18 protein-coding genes are annotated in these 17,452 nt (G+C 45.6%); 11 read left to right on the top strand and 7 right to left on the bottom strand.

Annotated elements, in window-relative coordinates; genetic code table 11:
* Positions 1-20: 20 nt before the first annotated feature.
* Entirely contained in the window at positions 21-1,475 is a 1,455-nt protein-coding gene (pdxR, locus tag NSB28_RS05835) for a MocR-like pyridoxine biosynthesis transcription factor PdxR (protein WP_109625623.1), read from the top strand.
* Between the two features lie 129 nt (positions 1,476-1,604).
* On the opposite strand, the gene NSB28_RS05840 is transcribed toward pdxR, so the two are convergent.
* Positions 1,605-3,581, bottom strand: coding sequence for an FAD-dependent oxidoreductase (locus NSB28_RS05840; protein WP_109625624.1), 1,977 nt, complete (start codon positions 3,579-3,581; stop codon positions 1,605-1,607).
* A gap of 248 nt (positions 3,582-3,829) precedes the next feature.
* Between NSB28_RS05840 and NSB28_RS05845 the strand changes: the two genes are divergently transcribed.
* On the top strand, positions 3,830-4,417 hold the full coding sequence (locus NSB28_RS05845; protein ID WP_109625625.1) for a TetR/AcrR family transcriptional regulator: 588 nt from the start codon (positions 3,830-3,832) through the stop codon (positions 4,415-4,417).
* Between the two features lie 85 nt (positions 4,418-4,502).
* Here the strand turns inward: NSB28_RS05845 and NSB28_RS05850 are convergent, their stop codons facing one another.
* The 4 genes from NSB28_RS05850 to NSB28_RS05865 all read right to left on the bottom strand — a co-directional run bounded on the left by NSB28_RS05850 (position 4,503) and on the right by NSB28_RS05865 (position 6,731).
* Entirely contained in the window at positions 4,503-4,955 is a 453-nt protein-coding gene (locus tag NSB28_RS05850; protein ID WP_257497673.1) for a hypothetical protein, read from the bottom strand.
* Between the two features lie 113 nt (positions 4,956-5,068).
* A complete protein-coding gene (locus NSB28_RS05855) occupies positions 5,069-5,401 on the bottom strand; it encodes a branched-chain amino acid transporter permease (RefSeq protein ID WP_109625627.1) in 333 nt (110 codons plus the stop codon).
* On the bottom strand, positions 5,398-6,093 hold the full coding sequence (locus NSB28_RS05860; protein ID WP_109625628.1) for an AzlC family ABC transporter permease: 696 nt from the start codon (positions 6,091-6,093) through the stop codon (positions 5,398-5,400). Before NSB28_RS05860 ends, NSB28_RS05855 begins: the two co-directional genes overlap by 4 nt.
* On the bottom strand, positions 6,090-6,731 hold the full coding sequence (locus NSB28_RS05865) for a YdcF family protein (protein ID WP_257497672.1): 642 nt from the start codon (positions 6,729-6,731) through the stop codon (positions 6,090-6,092). The genes NSB28_RS05860 and NSB28_RS05865 overlap by 4 nt, the downstream gene beginning before the upstream one ends.
* Before the next feature lie 675 nt (positions 6,732-7,406).
* Between NSB28_RS05865 and NSB28_RS05870 the strand changes: the two genes are divergently transcribed.
* The 8 genes from NSB28_RS05870 (at position 7,407) to NSB28_RS05905 (ending at position 14,950) form a co-directional block, all read left to right on the top strand.
* Positions 7,407-8,027 (top strand): DUF4867 family protein, encoded by a 621-nt coding sequence (locus tag NSB28_RS05870; protein ID WP_330665345.1) that lies wholly within the window; start codon positions 7,407-7,409, stop codon positions 8,025-8,027.
* Positions 8,028-8,139: 112 nt separating this feature from the next.
* On the top strand, positions 8,140-9,624 hold the full coding sequence (locus NSB28_RS05875) for an L-fucose/L-arabinose isomerase family protein (RefSeq protein ID WP_109625705.1): 1,485 nt from the start codon (positions 8,140-8,142) through the stop codon (positions 9,622-9,624).
* Between the two features lie 10 nt (positions 9,625-9,634).
* Positions 9,635-11,104: a xylulokinase gene (gene xylB, locus NSB28_RS05880; RefSeq protein WP_109625630.1), complete on the top strand. Its 1,470-nt coding sequence runs from the start codon at positions 9,635-9,637 to the stop codon at positions 11,102-11,104.
* Between the two features lie 245 nt (positions 11,105-11,349).
* A complete protein-coding gene (locus NSB28_RS05885) occupies positions 11,350-12,378 on the top strand; it encodes a DJ-1/PfpI family protein (protein ID WP_257497671.1) in 1,029 nt (342 codons plus the stop codon).
* Between the two features lie 18 nt (positions 12,379-12,396).
* The gene (locus tag NSB28_RS05890) at positions 12,397-13,062 is read left to right on the top strand and encodes an HAD family hydrolase (RefSeq protein WP_109625631.1); all 666 of its coding nucleotides are present in this window, start codon (positions 12,397-12,399) and stop codon (positions 13,060-13,062) included.
* Positions 13,055-13,840 carry an HAD family hydrolase gene (locus NSB28_RS05895; protein ID WP_109625632.1) on the top strand — a complete coding sequence of 262 codons (786 nt, stop codon included), beginning with the start codon at positions 13,055-13,057 and terminating at the stop codon, positions 13,838-13,840. The genes NSB28_RS05890 and NSB28_RS05895 overlap by 8 nt, the downstream gene beginning before the upstream one ends.
* Positions 13,833-14,624 carry an HAD family hydrolase gene (locus tag NSB28_RS05900; RefSeq protein ID WP_109625633.1) on the top strand — a complete coding sequence of 264 codons (792 nt, stop codon included), beginning with the start codon at positions 13,833-13,835 and terminating at the stop codon, positions 14,622-14,624. Before NSB28_RS05895 ends, NSB28_RS05900 begins: the two co-directional genes overlap by 8 nt.
* Positions 14,625-14,686: 62 nt before the next feature.
* Positions 14,687-14,950 carry a glyoxalase gene (locus NSB28_RS05905; RefSeq protein WP_109625634.1) on the top strand — a complete coding sequence of 88 codons (264 nt, stop codon included), beginning with the start codon at positions 14,687-14,689 and terminating at the stop codon, positions 14,948-14,950.
* Between the two features lie 92 nt (positions 14,951-15,042).
* Here the strand turns inward: NSB28_RS05905 and NSB28_RS05910 are convergent, their stop codons facing one another.
* On the bottom strand, positions 15,043-15,774 hold the full coding sequence (locus tag NSB28_RS05910; protein WP_109625635.1) for a TraX family protein: 732 nt from the start codon (positions 15,772-15,774) through the stop codon (positions 15,043-15,045).
* 165 nt (positions 15,775-15,939) lie between these two features.
* Between NSB28_RS05910 and NSB28_RS05915 the strand changes: the two genes are divergently transcribed.
* Positions 15,940-16,926, top strand: a complete 987-nt coding sequence (locus NSB28_RS05915) for a TIM barrel protein (protein ID WP_257497670.1) — start codon at positions 15,940-15,942, stop codon at positions 16,924-16,926.
* A 16-nt stretch (positions 16,927-16,942) separates the two neighbouring features.
* On the opposite strand, the gene NSB28_RS05920 is transcribed toward NSB28_RS05915, so the two are convergent.
* Positions 16,943-17,272: a cupin domain-containing protein gene (locus tag NSB28_RS05920; protein ID WP_109625637.1), complete on the bottom strand. Its 330-nt coding sequence runs from the start codon at positions 17,270-17,272 to the stop codon at positions 16,943-16,945.
* Positions 17,273-17,452: the final 180 nt, after the last annotated feature.

The following is a 17,452-nucleotide window of genomic DNA, read 5'->3' on the forward strand; positions in this document are numbered from 1 at the left end:
GTCAATATCAGAGGTAAAAGATGACAGAACTTACGATCAGCCTGGATACAAAGAGTTCCAGGCCTCTGTATGAACAGATATATGCATATATAAAGGAAGAGATACAAGCAGGAGGGCTGCCTTTTAAAGAAAGGCTGCCCTCTTCCAGAAATCTGGCTAAGTATCTGCAGGTAAGCAGGAGCACGGTGGATCTGGCCTATGAGCAGCTCCTCTCAGAAGGTTATATTGAATCAATTCCATGCAGGGGGTATTTTGTAAGTGAACTGGATGGGCTTTGCTTTCTGAAGCAGGAGACAGAAGAGGAAAAGGAAGATAAAGAGGAAGAAAACTCCAGGTATGACTATGATTTTTCACCGTATGGCATAGATGTGGCCAGTTTTCCCCAGAGTGCATGGAGAAAAGTGTCTAAGTCCATCCTGTCTGAGGAAAACCATGATTATTTCCAGCTGGGCGATCCAAACGGGGAGATATTGCTGCGCAGGACGATAGCAGAGTATCTCCACCAGGCCAGGGGGGTCAACTGTACTGCCTCACAGGTGATCGTCGGGGCAGGAAATGACTATCTGCTTATGCTTCTGTGTACCATCTGCGGCAGGGAGTATAAGATAGCCATGGAAAATCCTACTTACATGAAGGCCTACAGGGTTCTGAAGATGCTCTCAAAGGAAATGGTGACGATCCCCATGGACCAGGAGGGGATGAAGGTGGATGCGCTGGAGAAGTCCGGGGCGGAGATGGCATACGTGATGCCGTCACACCAGTATCCGTTGGGTACTGTCATGCCGATCAGACGCAGGATGGAGCTGCTGCGCTGGGCTGTGAAAAAGGAAGGGCGGTACATCATCGAGGATGACTATGACAGTGAATTCCGTTATAAAGGAAAGCCGATCCCAAGCCTTCAGGGGTATGATAATGCGGGAAAGGTAGTTTATATAGGAACATTTTCCAGATCTATCGCGCCGTCTATCCGTATCAGCTATATGGTGCTGCCCCACAGTCTTCTGGAACTGTATCAGAGAAGAGGCGCACTGTTCTCATCAACTGTCTCCAGGGTGGATCAGATGATCATAACGAGATTTCTGAAAGAAGGTCATTTTGAACGCCATCTCAACAGAATGAGGGCTGTCTACAAAGGACGGCATGACCTGCTTCTGGAATGCCTGAAGCAGAATGGCATCCTTGACATCTGCCGTGTGTCAGGCGAAAATGCAGGAGTTCATATTCTTCTGGAATTTGTAAATGGAATGGGGGAACAGAAAGCCATAGACCAAGCAGCAAATGAAGGTGTAAGAGTCTACGGTCTGTCAGATTACTGTGTGGATATCCCGGAAGATATACGGGAAAAGACGACTGTCAGTGAGGGAGGAGCGCTGCCCGGCATACAGGCCACAGTGATGCTGGGTTATGCAAATATGAAGGAAGAAGAAATAGAGGAAGCTGTCAGAAGACTTGGCAGGGCATGGCACAGCCTATAAAATTAATACAGGCTGCCGCATGAGGGATTTCATCTTGCGGCAGCCTGTTTTAGACATTTTACCTTTTGGTCCATATCAGCGTACACGGGTGCTCCGCAGCCAAAACCGCTGGTGCTTCAGAGTTGTCCCTTACAGACTAAGTCCGCAGTAATATCCCTGTGATACAGCGGTTGCAATGGAGTCAGGCTGTACACTGTCACCTGCATTGTACACTTCATCTATTTTGCCCTTTAATTCTTCGTAAAGAGATGCATCAGCCCGGTCACCTACGGCGGCGATGACGGTATCGGCAGGTATAGTGTGTGCCTGGCCGTCAGCATCCAGATAAGTCACAGAAGTATCTGTGATCTCCTGACAGCGGCAGGAGGTATATAATTCTACATTCAGTCCCTTCAGATGTCCCATCAGTATGGTGCGGGCCACATTCACCATTTTTCCGGCCATAGTATCCAGCATTTCAATAACAGTCACCTTTTTGCCCTTTTCGGCCAGATACTCAGCTGTCTCACATCCTACTACACCGCCTCCTATAATGACGATCCGGTCACCGGATTCTCTGCCGGTGAGTATCTCTTTTGCAGACACTGTCTTGTCAAAGCCGGGAATAGGAAGTACAGGAGGCTTTACACCTGTTGCACAGACAACAGCATCTGGTTTCATCCGGAGAATATCCTGGGCTGTCAGTGTACTGCCAAGATGAACATCAACATGATTCAATTCCAGCTGACGTTCCAGATATGGGATCAGCGGGATCATATTTTCTTTGTGGGGAGGAGCCACTGCGTAGAACATCTGGCCGCCGATTCTGTCACCCCGCTCATACAATGAGACGTGGTGGCCGCGTTTTGCAGCTATTCTGGCAGCTTCCACTCCTGCCACACCGCCGCCTGCAACTACCACATTTTTTGGAGTTTCTGCCATGGGGATCGTATAGTCATTATCATCATGCCCCAGGACAGCATTTCCTGAGCATCTGGCACATTCACCGTCCTGAAGCTGAGAATCGATGCATACTCCGCAGCCCAGACAGGGACGTATCTCGTCCTCACGGCCCTGATCTATGAGATTTACAAGGTCTGGCTGTACTAATACTCCTTTTCCGATAAAGATAAAGTCACACTGTCCGGATGTCAGTGCCGCCTCCGCTACATTGGGATCCTGAGCCCGTCCTCCGCCTATCATTTTGATCGTGGCGGGTGAGCCTGTCATCTGCTGGATTCCCATCTTTAAAGCCATGCACAGCCCGACAGCCTGCCCTTTTGGTGACGCTGTATCCGGCATATCCTCCATTGATGCCTCTTTCTTCCAGGTACCTGCAAGAACCTCCAGGGCATCCACGCCTTCATCCTGAAAGCGTTTTGCATAATACATGCCATCCTGCATTGTAATACCTGCATCTTCCCCCTGTTCAACTGCACTGAGCTTTACTGCGATCGTAAAATCATCACCGCAGAGCTCACGTATCCTGCGTATGATATTCAGATGGAAGCGCACCCGGTTTTCCGGATTTCCGCCATATTCGTCTGTCCGGACATTTGCAGTGGAAGAGAGGAACTGTTCCCCCAGATAATAACCCACACTATGTATCTCTACTCCGTCAAAGCCTGATTTTTTGGCGCGCAGTGCAGCCTGTGCATATTTTTCTTCAATTGCGTGTATCTCATCAATTGTGAGCGCCCTGGGTTCTTCATTGCTCAGCCCCATCATAAAGGAATAAGGCATGGCTACGGCGCTGGGGCCGACTGGCTGGCTGCCGGTGATAGCCCTTCTGGCGCCGCGTCCTGTGTGGCTGATCTGCAGCAGGCACTTTGCTCCATTTTCATGTATTGCTTCAGCCAGCTTCGTCATTCCGGGAATATATTTATCGTCATCGATTACCAGCATTCTGGAAGTATTCAGTCCCAGCGGTGTATCAACACATGTCACCTCCACCATGATAAGGCCGATACCGCCTTTGGCACGTTCAGCATAGTGATTGATAACAGCCGGGCTTACATGTCCATGATCTGACTGGCTCATACCCATTGCACACATGACTGTCTTGTTCCTGATCTCCAGGCTGCCGATTTTTCCTGGCGACAGCAGAGTTGGATAATTTGTGTTCATAAAAACCCTCCTTAGTGAATTGAAATCATAAAATGAATTAGATTCACTTTTTATAGTACGGGATTTTTTGGGAAAAGTCAATGAGGAAATACCGTTTAGCGGAATAACCAGTTATGATTTACAAAAAAGCGGTGAGGTGTTAATATGTTACTGTTCACTCCGTGACCTGTAACACGCTTCGCGGGACGGTGACATGTGAACAGTAACGTTGATATAGCTATTAGAAAATGAGGAATCGGGGAGTGAGAATGGGGACGAGACAGCAGGAAAAATCTGAGATGACGAGAAATGAATTAAAGGAATCGGCGAAGAAGCTGTTTCTGACGAAGGGATATGAGGAGACATCAATACAGGATATTGCAGATGCAGCGGGTTACAGCGTTGGTTCTGTATACAGGCAGTGGAAGAGCAAGCAGCAGCTGTTTATGGAAATCTGGGATGAATATGTATCATGCTTTATCAGGGAAAGTGTCATAAATGCTCCTAAGGCTCCGGGAAATGAGGAGATGATCGATTATCTCCTTAAGCGCTCTAATGAATTTGCAGAAATGGATATGTCTAAAAAGCTGTATGGGACAAGCATGACTCTTTCAGCTGCTTATGAATATGAGGGGCTGGCAGACTGGGCTTACAAGTATCAGCAAATGCTGTATCTTTTTTTGAAGCAGGTCAGCAGTACGGAAAATGAGGAGAAATTAAAGACAGTTGCAAGTATTATGCACTGTGTATTGAATGCCGATGCTATGAAGGCGGCAGAGGTGAAGTCGCCCAGATATGAATTTGAGCAGAGATCACTTAGAGAATGTCTGCTGGCAATTGTAAATACCTGCCGGTAATAATTTCAAGCCACATATTTTGTTAAAACCGCCGCATCGGGAGTTTATATATCCAGATACGGCGGTTTTGACTTTGCGGCAGGGTTTATTCTTCTTTATCAGCAGCAGCTGTATCCTCAGCCGCGTCTTCAGTCTTTTCTTCTTCAGCTCCGTTTTTTTCTTCTTCAGCTTCAGTCTTTTCTTCTTCAGCTTCGGGTTTTACGGTTTCCTCTTCAGGGAGATTATCATCCTCAGCCCCGGCATTTTCTTCCTCTTCTGGTGTCTCATCAGTGGAATCTGCCGCTTCTTTGGCTGATGTACTTTCTTCAGCTGTAGTCCCATCCTCAGTCTTGGGCTCTTTTGGTATTGTCACATATTCGCGTGAAGGAGCAGGCTCTTCGTCCAGATCCTCATCATCGAATTCGTCCTGGAAATCGTCAAAGTCATCATCCAGTGATTCATCCTTCTGTTTGCATTTATGGAAGTAAGCAATCCCTCCTGCAACAGCTGCGCTTACGATTGCAGTTCCTAATAAAAATTTTCCAAAATTCTTAGCCATAGTGTAACTCCTTTCGTCAATAGGCATAAGCAGCTGGTCATATATTGAACAGTTACAGCCATAATAGATATAGCTATTGTAATACTTTTTTACAAAAAAGGAAAGGGGTAAATTCAAAATACTGTCTGGACCAGAAACATATAAAGAAGGGTACCGCCGCCAATGCTTAAGAGCGTATTACGCTTCCAGAGATGGACCAGAACAATAGCGATAATGGAGATAAATTCCGGCAGCCCATAAGGCGCGGTGACTACGGAAACCTCCTTTAAACAATAGACGACCAGCATTGCAATAATTGCATAGGGCAGCACCTTGCCCAGATATAATATGTAGCCCGGAGTTTTCTTGTTCCCTGGAAAGAGCAGGAATGGAAGACCTCTGATCATAAATGTGATAACAGCCATGACAAGTATCATGGAAAATGTCTGAAAATCTGAAATTCTCATATTCTCTCACTCCTCCTTTCAAGACTGCCGCGCAGTACAGTGAGCACGGCTAAAATAGAGATCATTGCAGGGATGATAAAATTCCCGGGACCGAACAGAAGCAGGCAGGCTACTGAGCAGATGAGCCCGATGACAGCAGGAAGGCGGTCCTGAGCATTGAGCCACTGATCTGTAAAAATAACAACAAAAAGCGCTGTCATGACAAAATCGATCCCTTTTGTGTTAAGCTCAACAAGTGAACCAAAAATCGAACCAACTGTACAGCCAATGATCCAGTACAGATGATCCAACATGGAGATGGAGAGATAGAACATATTTTTGTCAACACCTTTTGGCGGGTCACAGGAACATATCAGAGAATATGTCTCATCAGTCAGCTCATGAATAAGGATGAATTTTTTCTTGCCTGCATCTCTGTACTTATCGATCAGTGAAAGACCATAAAAAAGATGACGTATCTGGATCATAACAGTCATAATGGCAGTGGAAATGAGAGATGCCCCGCCTGCGAGCAGGTCTATTGCCACATATTGCATAGAGCCGGCATAAATAATAATGGACATGAGGATGGCCCAGGGAAAAGCAAATCCTTTGCTTTCCAAAAGAATGCCAAAACCTATGCCAAGGAAAAGATATCCTGCCATGACAGGAAATGTATGTGGGAAAGCTGCTTTTAGCGCTTTTCTTCTCATGATTCCCTTCCTCCCATTCCGGTTCCCTCACTTGGAAGCATTTCTTTTAATATGTTATGAAACTGGTTGCCGCACCTCTCCATCTCCCCTAAGACCTTATCAATCTTATCAGGATCTAAAAACCAGTTGTCACGGCTGATCCTCCGGGTAATGACAGGAGAGACACAGAACCTGACCTCGGGGAAGAGGAGCTGGTAATACAGCAGGCAGCGCCTGGCATGATATGCCTGGCAGGATAATATGGCTGTATGTATGGTGATCCCCAGTTTATCAAGCAGGCGTCTGGAAAAAATTGCATTCTCATAAGTATAGGAGGCTTCAGGCTCAGGCAGCACAGCAGAAGCAGGAACCCCATTCTGCATGAGAACAGCGCTCAGATAATCACATTCTGTTTGGATAGAGTCCAGGTTTTCTTTATTATCCAGATATTTTGATGAATCCTGAGGCAGGCAAAATCCATTAGAAAGAATGCTGTACTTCCCGGAAGGCATGACATATGGAGCCAGCCCCTCCCTATAAAGAGCAGCCGCATGGGCAGCCAGGCAGCCGTAATCACTGCCGGGTATAAAAATGATGTCAGATTTTTGAGGCCGATCTTCTATAAAAATAAATTCAGTAATAGCGTCATAAAAGGCCACGGTACTTATTCCCCTTTCAAAAATGGTAAACATGATATCTATGCATGTATTTGTCTATAATAAAGCCACTGTAATGCGGCACACGGAAAAAGTATATCATTTTATGGGGAAAAGTGGAAGAGGGAATTGCTGTTTGACGGATTAGAGGCGGGGAGGACGCTTTGCATTGTAGGCAGTGAATCAGCGGGAGGGACAGGCGGGCGAGAGGGTTCGTGGTTCAAGTCCGAACCGCTGCGTCGTGAAACTCTAAGGCCCCGGAGGCTGCTTGAAACGCAAAAGGCGGGCGGAAACTCGGTGCGTTTGCTGATGCAAACACCCCTCAGACAGCTCCGCCCTTGAGCGCAAGCGCTCACTTTTTTTGTAAGTCCCCCTCCTAATGTCGGCGGACGGTATGACCGCAGCCTCCGGAGCCTAAGAGTTTCATCTCCTCGCTCAAGTCCTTCACCACGAACCCTCTCGCCCGCCTGTCCCTCATGCTGATTCACTGCTTAAATGCAAAGCGTCCTCCCGCCTCTAATCAGCTAAACAGCAATTTTATCAAAATCCAAAAGAAATAGTTGACAGCCAGCACCAATGGAAGTATACTCAATTTATAAAGTTTAGTAATTGAACTAAATGGCCCGGAGGTTTTGTGGGCTGTCTGACCATTTTGGATTTACTGAAGGAGGACAATTTATGTTGGAGATTAAAAAAGTGACGGATGTTTCATTTGCGCGGTATGGCCATGTGATTACAGATATCGACTGTACAGAGCTGGCTGCGAAGGTGAAGGAAGTTACACCTGTACCGGAGGATGTGACTTATGTGCCGTCAGTGCCGGAGCTGGAAGCGCTCAGTGTATTTGAAGAGTTCCAGACAAAAGGCTACGGGGAGCTTCCCATCCAGATAGGCTACTGCAATGGCCACAATAAGCTGCTGAACGGGGTGGAGTACCACCGGTCATCAGAAATAAATGTAGCGGTGACAGATCTTGTGCTTATGCTGGGCAGCCAGCAGGATATTGAAGCTGATATGACGTATGATTCAGCTAAGATAGAGGCATTTCTTGTGCCTGCAGGCACAGTCATTGAGGTCTATGCCACAACACTTCATTATGCTCCGTGCCATGTGGACGAGGCAGGATTCCAGTGTGTAGTTGTATTGCCGAAGGACACAAACCTTCCGCTTGATGAGGCTCATGACAGAGGAGATGAAGACAGGCTCCTTGCAGCAAAGAACAAATGGCTGATAGCTCATCCTGACGCACATATCGAGGGCGCATTTAACGGAATCAAGGGAGAGAACCTCTCTTTATAAGAAGAAAGTAATGCAGATAAAATTAATAAGACAAAATTAAATAAGATAATACTAACAACACAATATTAATAACACAATATTTACAAATAGAAAGATGGAGGATAAAAACATGATGAAAAATATGCCAAAGGTGAAGATTGGTATTGTAGCAGTGAGCAGGGACTGTTTCCCGGAATCTCTTTCTGTTACCAGAAGAGAAGCATTAGTAAAAGCTTATACAGATAAGTTTGGTGCAGAGGATATTTATGAATGTCCGATCTGTATTGTGGAGAGCGAAATACATATGGTTCAGGCTTTAGAGGATGTAAAGAAAGCAGGCTGTAATGCGCTTGTTGTATACCTTGGAAACTTCGGACCGGAAATCTCAGAGACACTTCTTGCAAAGCATTTTGACGGACCTGCAATGTTTGTGGCAGCAGCAGAAGAGACAGGCAGCAACCTGCTTCAGGGCCGCGGCGATGCATACTGCGGTATGTTAAATGCCAGCTATAATTTAAAATTACGCAATATTAAGGCATATATCCCTGAATATCCGGTTGGAAATGCAGAGGAATGTGCTGATATGATCCATGAATTTGTGCCTATCGCAAGAGCAGTTGTGGGGCTTTCCAAGTTAAAGATCATCAGCTTTGGCCCAAGACCGCTTAACTTCCTGGCATGCAATGCGCCGATCAAGCAGCTTTATAACCTGGGTGTGGAAATCGAAGAGAATTCCGAACTGGATCTGTTCGAAGCCTACAATAAACATGCAGGAGATCCGCGTATCGCCGAGGTGGCAAAAGATATGGAAGCAGAACTTGGCGAAGGAAATATGAAGCCGGAGATTCTGCCGAAACTGGCACAGTATGAAATCACTCTGTTAGACTGGGTAGAAGAACACAAGGGATACAGAGAATATGTGGCGATCGCAGGAAAATGCTGGCCGGCATTCCAGACTCAGTTTGGATTCGTGCCATGCTATGTAAACAGCCGTCTGACAGGAATGGGAATCCCTGTATCATGTGAAGTAGATATTTACGGTGCTCTGAGTGAGTTTATCGGCACATGTGTAAGTGACGACGTCGTTACACTGCTGGATATTAATAATACAGTGCCGAATGATATGTATGAAGAAGATATCAAGGGCAAATTTAATTATACACAGAAGGATACCTTCATGGGCTTCCACTGTGGAAATACATGTTCTAAGAAACTGGCCTTCTGCTCTATGAAATATCAGATGATCATGGCCAGGGCACTTCCGGAAGAAGTGACACAGGGAACTCTGGAAGGGGATATCTTACCTGGAGATATTACTTTCTACCGTCTGCAGAGCACAGCTGACAACAAGCTCCGTGCATATATAGCACACGGCGAAGTACTTCCTGTTGCAACACGCTCCTTTGGAGGAATCGGTGTATTCGCTATTCCTGAAATGGGCAGATTCTACCGTCACGTGCTGATCGAGGGCAATTATCCTCACCATGGAGCTGTTGCGTTTGGACACTATGGAAAAGCGCTGTATGAAGTATTTAAGTACATTGGCGTGGAGTTAGATGAGATAGGCTTTAACCAGCCGAAGGGAATGCTCTACAAGTCAGAGAATCCATTTGCATAGGAGATCATATATGTTATATATAGGTGTAGATTTAGGTACTTCTGCCGTGAAGCTGCTTTTGATGCAGGCAGACGGAACTATTGAAAATGTTGTTTCAAAAGAATATCCTCTTTATTTCCCCCATCCGGGCTGGTCTGAACAGAAGCCGGAAGACTGGTGGGATGCCGTTAAGGAGGGAATCAAAGAGCTGACAGCTGCCTGTGACAAGTCACAGGTGGCGGGCATAAGTTTCGGGGGCCAGATGCACGGCCTAGTCATTCTGGATGAAAAGGATGACGTGATCCGTCCGGCTATCCTGTGGAATGACGGAAGAACAGGGAAAGAGACAAATTATCTGAACGATGTTATCGGTAAAGACAAGCTTTCCCAGTACACGGCAAATATTGCATTTGCAGGTTTTACGGCTCCTAAGGTGCTTTGGGTGAAAGAAAATGAGCCGGAAAATTTCTCAAGGATCAAAAAAATAATGCTGCCCAAGGACTACATTGCATACAAATTGTCGGGCACCTTCTGTACGGATGTGTCTGACGCATCAGGCATGCTGCTCTTTGATGTAAAGAATAAATGCTGGTCAGAAGAAATGATGGAGATATGCGGCATCACAAGAGATCAGCTGGCAGATATCTATGAGAGCTATGAAGCAGTAGGTAAGCTGAAGAAAGATGTGGCAGAAGAACTGGGACTCCCGGAATCTGTAGTTATTGCAGCCGGGGCTGGGGATAATGCAGCAGCAGCAGTAGGCACAGGGACTGTAGGAGACGGACAGTGCAATATCTCACTTGGAACCTCAGGAACGATCTTCATCTCAAGCAGAGATTTTGGCGTGGATGAAAATAATGCGCTTCATGCCTTTGCACATGCAGACGGACATTATCATCTCATGGGATGTATGCTCAGTGCAGCGTCCTGTAATAAGTGGTGGATGGATGAGATCTTAAGATCAAAGGATTATGCAGGCGAACAGGCAGCTATTGAGAAATTAGGTGAGAATAATGTATATTTCCTTCCCTATCTCATGGGTGAGCGGTCTCCGCACAACAATCCTGATGCGAGAGGCACATTTATTGGAATGACAATGGATACCACGAGAGAAGATATGATCCAGGCTGTGCTGGAAGGGGTAGCTTTTGCAATCCGTGATTCCTTTGAAGTGGCAAAATCCCTGGGAATACAGATAGAACGCACAAAGATCTGCGGAGGCGGAGCGAAGAGCCCGCTTTGGAAGAAGATCATGGCTAATGTGCTTAATATTAAAGTAGATGTGCTGGTGACTGAAGAAGGACCGGGGCTTGGCGGCGCTATGCTGGCAGCAGTAGCCTGCAATGAATATGCGGATGTGGAAGAAGCAGCTGCAAGGATTGTCAAAGTTGCAGATACGATCGAGCCTGATCCGGAACTGGCTGCAAAATACGAAGAGAAATACAGGAAATTCGCACAGATATATCCGACAGTAAAGGATCTGTTTACGAAGCTTCTGTAAGCGCCAAAAGGCAAATAAGACATCGAGAAAGGTAGAGATACATTTTTCGGTGTCTTTTCTATGTAAAACAAATTGCACGTTCGTATTTCTTTGGCTGATTGCTTATAATGTAAACCCGCAGAGCCCACATAAGCTTGAAAAATGGCAGTATATTTGTTATTATGAGCAGGAAAAGGAATATCACAGTGAGCCTTTGAATGTGGCTGACGGGCAGTTACAACAGAGGTAGTTTAGGGAGGGGCTTTATGGACAGGGCTAAAAATGAGATTTTATTGCTTCTGACAGACCGTTGGTGTGACTGGGAGGCAGGGTATGCGATAGCGGTGGCAAATTCTTTTTCTGATTATGAAGTAAAAACCATAGCTGCGGACTATGATGCAAAGGTATCAATGGGAGGCCTTAAAACACAGGTTGATTATGTGATTGATGATTATAATGATTTTCACAGTCTGGCCATGGTCATCATACCGGGCGGCCTGTCATGGGAAGAGGACAGCCATGATGATATAGCCACCTTTGTAGGGGCGGCAGCCGGACACGGGGTGCGGATAGCGGCGATATGCGGTGCAGCATTCTTTTTGTGCAGCCATGGATTTCTGGATCATGTAAAACATACAGGAGATTCGCTGGAATTATTCCAAAGCGCACCTGGATATAGGGGAGCGGATCTTTATATACAGGCACAGGTGGTGACCGATGGGGGATTTATCACTGCAAATGAGACTGCAGCAGTTGAGTTCGCATATGAGATTTTTAAAATGCTTGAGGTTGACAGCAAAGAAGAAATGGATATTTGGTACAATAATTTTAATCTTGGCGCTGTGTCCTCACCTGTGATTGACCATATCCACGTCACAGTAAGTGATATCGGGAGGGCCGAGCAGTTTTACGACAGGCTGCTGCCTATGCTTGGTTTTGATTTGTCACTGAAAGAAAAGGATAGTGTGCCGGATCATGAATATCAGATCATAGAATATCATAATAAAAAGTTATCCTTTGGAATTGTCAACCAGCGCAGGGAGTATGAAAATGAAAGAGTCAGCAGGAGGAAGGCGGGCGCCCTGCATCACCTGGCTTTCTATGTAAAGAGCAAAAAGAAAGTAGACGAACTTTTCAAAATGGTGAAAGAGATTTCTGCTGTGATCGTCCATGAACCCCGGTATTACCGGGAATACTGCAAGGATTATTATGCCTTTTTCTTTAAGGATTCAGAAAATATTGAATATGAAATCGTTAATTTTATGAGGGAAAACAGTTTTCCGGCAGGAAAGTAAACAGATACGGAGGTTATTATGTTCAAAGCAGCTATATTTGATTTAGACGGAACTCTTGCAGATACGGTAGATTCCATGGCATACTGCGGGAACAGGGCTTTAAAGGAGCTGGGACTTCCTGAGCAGCCATACGAGGAGTATAAGCATTTTGCAGGGGATGGAGTGGATGAGCTGATCAGAAGAGCTCTCGCAGCCGCCGGAGATACAAAATTCGTGCATTTTGACGAAATGGGTAAAATTTACAGGGAATATTTCAGCAGGGACTGTATGTATCATGTATTGCCATATGATGGAATCATTGATATGCTAGAAGTGTTAAAAGAAAAAGGTATAAAAACAGCAGTGCTTTCAAACAAGCCGGATGCCCAGGCTGTTGACGTCATTGAGACATTATTTGGCAAAGGATATTTTGACCACATCCAGGGGCAGAGGGAAGGGATCCCGAGAAAACCCTCACCGGAAGGTGCATTGGCTATTGCAGAGAAATTTCGGGTAAGGCCCGGGGAATGTCTGTATTTGGGAGATACGGACACGGACATGAAGACTGGAAATGCAGCCGGGATGTATACTGTGGGAGTGCTCTGGGGATTTAGGACAAGGGAAGAGCTGGAGAAGAACCATGCTATGAGCATTGTGGAAAAGCCATGGGAAATTTTGGAATTGGTGAAGAGACAAAATGATTAAATTAATTGCAAGTGATCTAGACGGAACATTATTACAAAACGGCGCCCAGGATCTGAATCCCGGGACGGCAGAACTGATACATGAACTTACACGGCAGGGCCGGATATTTGTAGCCTCCAGCGGAAGGCAGTATCACAATCTTTGCCGGCTTTTTGAACCTGTAAAGGATGAGATCGCATTCATATGTGAAAATGGTGCGCTTGTCATGTATAAAGATGAAATAATTGCAAAACATGTGATTGACAGACAGACCGGACAGGAGATATTAAAGACAGTGGTTGACAGAAAAGGCAGCGAGGCTCTGCTTTCTGGTGTGCATACTTGTTATATCCAGCCTAAAGATCCGGCGTATCTTGTCCATTTGAGGGATGTAGTGAAAAATGATGTGACAGTTGTAGATGATATTCTGGAGACATCAGAAGATTACCTGAAGATATCAGTATATGAAAAGGCGGGTATCAATAATTCAGAAGAATACTGGAAAGAAAAATTTGGTGACAGAGTGACAGTTGTCACTTCAGGTATGGCATGGCTTGATACGGTTCCAAAGGGGGTCAATAAAGGTACTGCAATGCAGGACCTTATGGAAAAGTTCAATATAAGCAGGGAAGAGTACATGGCATTTGGAGACCACTATAATGATGTGGAGATGCTTGAGATGGCAGGATATGATTTTGCTATGGAAAACGCCCAGGAGGGTATCAGGGAAATGTGCCATTATAAAACTCACCTTGTGGAAGAAACATTGAAAGAAGTCTTAGGAGGCAAGTATGATTAAGCTGATTGCATCAGATATTGACGGTACTCTTCTGCCTGAGGGTACAGACAGGATAAACCGGGAAATCTTTGACGTGATACTGAAGTTAAAGGAGCAGGGCATTATGTTTGCGGCGGCCAGCGGGCGCCAGTATAACAGTATCTACGAATTGTTCCAGCCGGTGGCCCATGAGATGATCTTTATCTGTGAGAATGGAGCATACGTAAACTGCCGTGGATATCAGATGTCTGCCTCTGTCATGGACAGGCAGATGACTGAGGACGTCATACGTTATATCAGGGGCCTGGACGGATGTTTTCTGACAGCTTCCTGCACAGACGCCATGTATATAGAGACGGCGGATGAGAAGTTTGGCAGGCTGCTGACAGAAGGGTATCATAACAAGATCAAGATCGTGGAGGATGTACTTGCTGAGGATCTGGATATTATAAAAATGTCTATTTATAAGGAGACAGGTATCCATGATATAGCAGAAGAGACAATAAAACGCTGGGGTGACAAGATGCATGTGACTGTGGCGGGGGATATCTGGATAGATTTCATGGATAAAAAAACAGACAAGGGAAATGCTATCAAAACAATACAGGAAGTGATGCATATCCTGCCTGAAGAAACCATGGTGTTTGGAGATAACCACAATGACCTGGGAATGATGAAAAGGGCAGTGGAAAGCTATGCGGTAGCAAACGCACAGCCTGCTGTCATTGAGGCAGCTAATAATCTGGCAGATAAAAATGTAAATGACGGCGTATTAAAGGTCCTTAAGACCCTGCTTGGAGAGTAGGACAAGAGAACATTATTGTTTCAGCCGCTGTTGGCGGCAATAAAAATAGTAGGAGGTTTGAAATGGGAGAATATAGTGAAGAATGCCTGCAGTATTTTTTAGAGAACCAGCTGCAGCTTTTTGATGAAAAGGTGGCGGAGACACCGGAAGAGGCAGAAGCATTTCTGGAGGACTGCATGGCAGTTGTAGTAGACTCAATAAAAGAAGTTAAAGAATATCTGGAAGACAGCGGGATGGATGCGTCTGACATGTCAGATGATGAACTGGAAGCAGCAGCTGAAGTCTTTTCTCTGCCGAACGGACAGTATCTGATCGTTGAAGGCTGACGGGAGAGACTTTCCAGACTCAACGGTGATACTTAAAGAGTAAAAGGGGATTCTGCAGTTTTGCAGCATCCCCTTAATTGTAACTATTCAGCTCAATGGATATATTTCAGAAGCAGCTGGGCGATTCCCCAGAAGGCGAGCAGATGGAGTGGGTAAAACCAGTAGAAAAAGCTCTTCAGCCTGATGCCGCGCTTTCCGTTGTAGAGCCATATAAAAGGAAAGGCAAACACGGCGAATATCTCCCAGAATACGGAGATAGCTCCCCAGATGACCTGCTGCAGCCTGTTATACCGGAATGCATAGAGGATTACGATCAGAAGGACTCCTTTGTAGTCGTAATCTGTCTCTAAAAAGTAGGCCAATACCATGCCGGCTGCAAAGATCAGGCCCTGCACGGGCGGCTTGTCCCGGAAGCGGTCAGCGGCAGCTATGGTGATCAGCCCGATGAGAAGTGTAAAGAACACATTCTGGTAATGCGGTGAAAGTAAAGTTCCCGAAATAGCCAGATTAAATGGGATCTCTGAAATAAGGGCGAAGAGGAACAGGCGCAGGGTATATCTTTTCAGGTTGCTTGTGTGAAGGAATCCCTCCACCAGCAGAAAGCAGAAGATGGGAAAAGCAGAGCGTCCTATATTGCGGGTAATCCGGTAGAAGGTATACCAGTTCTGCCAAAGTGCGTGATCAGCCCGGATCGCCGGATTTCCTAATATGCCCTGAGATATCACAACTGCTCCAAAATGGTCGATAGCCATTATGATGATGGCAAGGATCTTTAATGTGCTGCCGGAGAGCCCGGGTTTTTTTAATATATTGGAGAAATTCATGTAATAAGCCCTTTCTTTATAAATTGATAACTTTAAAAGCGATTTTAGTGGATTTTTGCATGTAACTGTGAAGGTACTGAACAGATACAGTATAATTCATAATTGTCCGGGGCGCAATAAAAAATCAAAAAGACTGCAATGCTATATCAGGAAGGAAGACAGAAAATGAAAAGGATGATCAATCTGACAAGCAGCCCTGACGATCTGTCAAGGTATGAGGGTGCTGAAGACTTGAAAGCGTTCTGCAGACAGTTTGGCTGTGATGGATATGAGTATCAGAATCTTGGAGATGAAAAAGAATGCCTGATACCGGAAGAACTGGTGATAGGCGTGCATCTGCGCTCATTTAACAGCTGGCTGGACCTGTGGAAAGGAAGAAACAGCGCTCTGATAAAAGAATATGGAAGTATGGAGCAGGTGAAAAATGTATTTGGAGGCTGCGACAGGAGCGCTCTGGTCAATGCGTTCAGGGCTGATCTGGAATTTGCCCGGAAAATCAGGGCACAGTATGTAGTATTCCATGTGTGCGAAGTTAAAATCGAAGAATCCTATACATACAGATTTGCTTATCAGGATGAAGAGGTGGTCGGGGCAGTATGCGAGCTTATTAATGAGCTGCTGGACGGACAGGGGTATGAATTTGATTTTCTTATGGAGAATCTGTGGTGGCCGGGATTCACGTTCACAAGACCTGAAATAACAAGAATGATGCTGGAAGGCGTACATTATCCTCATAAGGGCATTATGCTGGATACTGGGCATCTGCTGCATACTGACCTGGAGCTGCGCACCCAGGAAGAGGCCTGCAGCTATGTAAAAAAACAGCTGGAGGCTCACAGGGAGCTTATCTCCTATATAAAAGGAGTTCACCTGAACCAGTCCCTTACAGGGGATTTTGTGAAGAAGATGCTGGCGTCACCAAAGGCATTAAAAGAAAATTATTATGAGAGATGGTGCCAGGTATTTGGAGATATCTTTCAGATAGACCTGCATCAGCCCTTTACTGCTCCGGGGATAGGAGACCTGATAGAGGAGATCGCTCCCAGGTATCTTACTTATGAATTTATAAGCAGAGACAGGAAAGAGCATGAGGAGATGCTGCAGAGGCAGGCAGAAGCTCTGACTTATGAAGCCATTCATTGCCTCCCCTGAATCAGTCAGAGTTCTTTCAGTCGTTAATGATAAGCGCCATAAAGACCAGGTCATCGTCGCCTGTATTATCCAGCCCATGTCCATGGTTATCCGGGGTAAAGGTGATATCGCCCGGTTTTACAGGGCGGACAGTACCGTTGTCATTATAATCTCCTGTACCGGAGAGAATGTAGTATGTCTCGCTCTCGCCATGGTGTTCATGATATCCAAGTGTGCATCCGGGCTCAATTGTAACTTTTGCATAAAGCCCGCATTTTCCGTTTAACTCTTTTTCACCGAGAATGTGGCTGATAATTACATGTCCCTTGCCGCCGCACATGTTTTCGATACGTTCTGTTTCTGCCATAATAAAGTCCTCTCTTTCTTATAATTAATTATATGTAAAAGCGCCGGAATGATTTTTCAAATACATCCTGGAACGCTTTTGCTCCCTAACCATGAAGAGAGTTTTCGATAACATGCAATTATCGGAAACTCTCTTCTTTGAGATATATATTCAAATGAATTTTCAAATACGCTGCAATCC

This window comes from Murimonas intestini, from assembly GCF_024622195.1.
Classification (GTDB): Bacteria; Bacillota; Clostridia; order Lachnospirales; family Lachnospiraceae; genus Murimonas; species Murimonas intestini.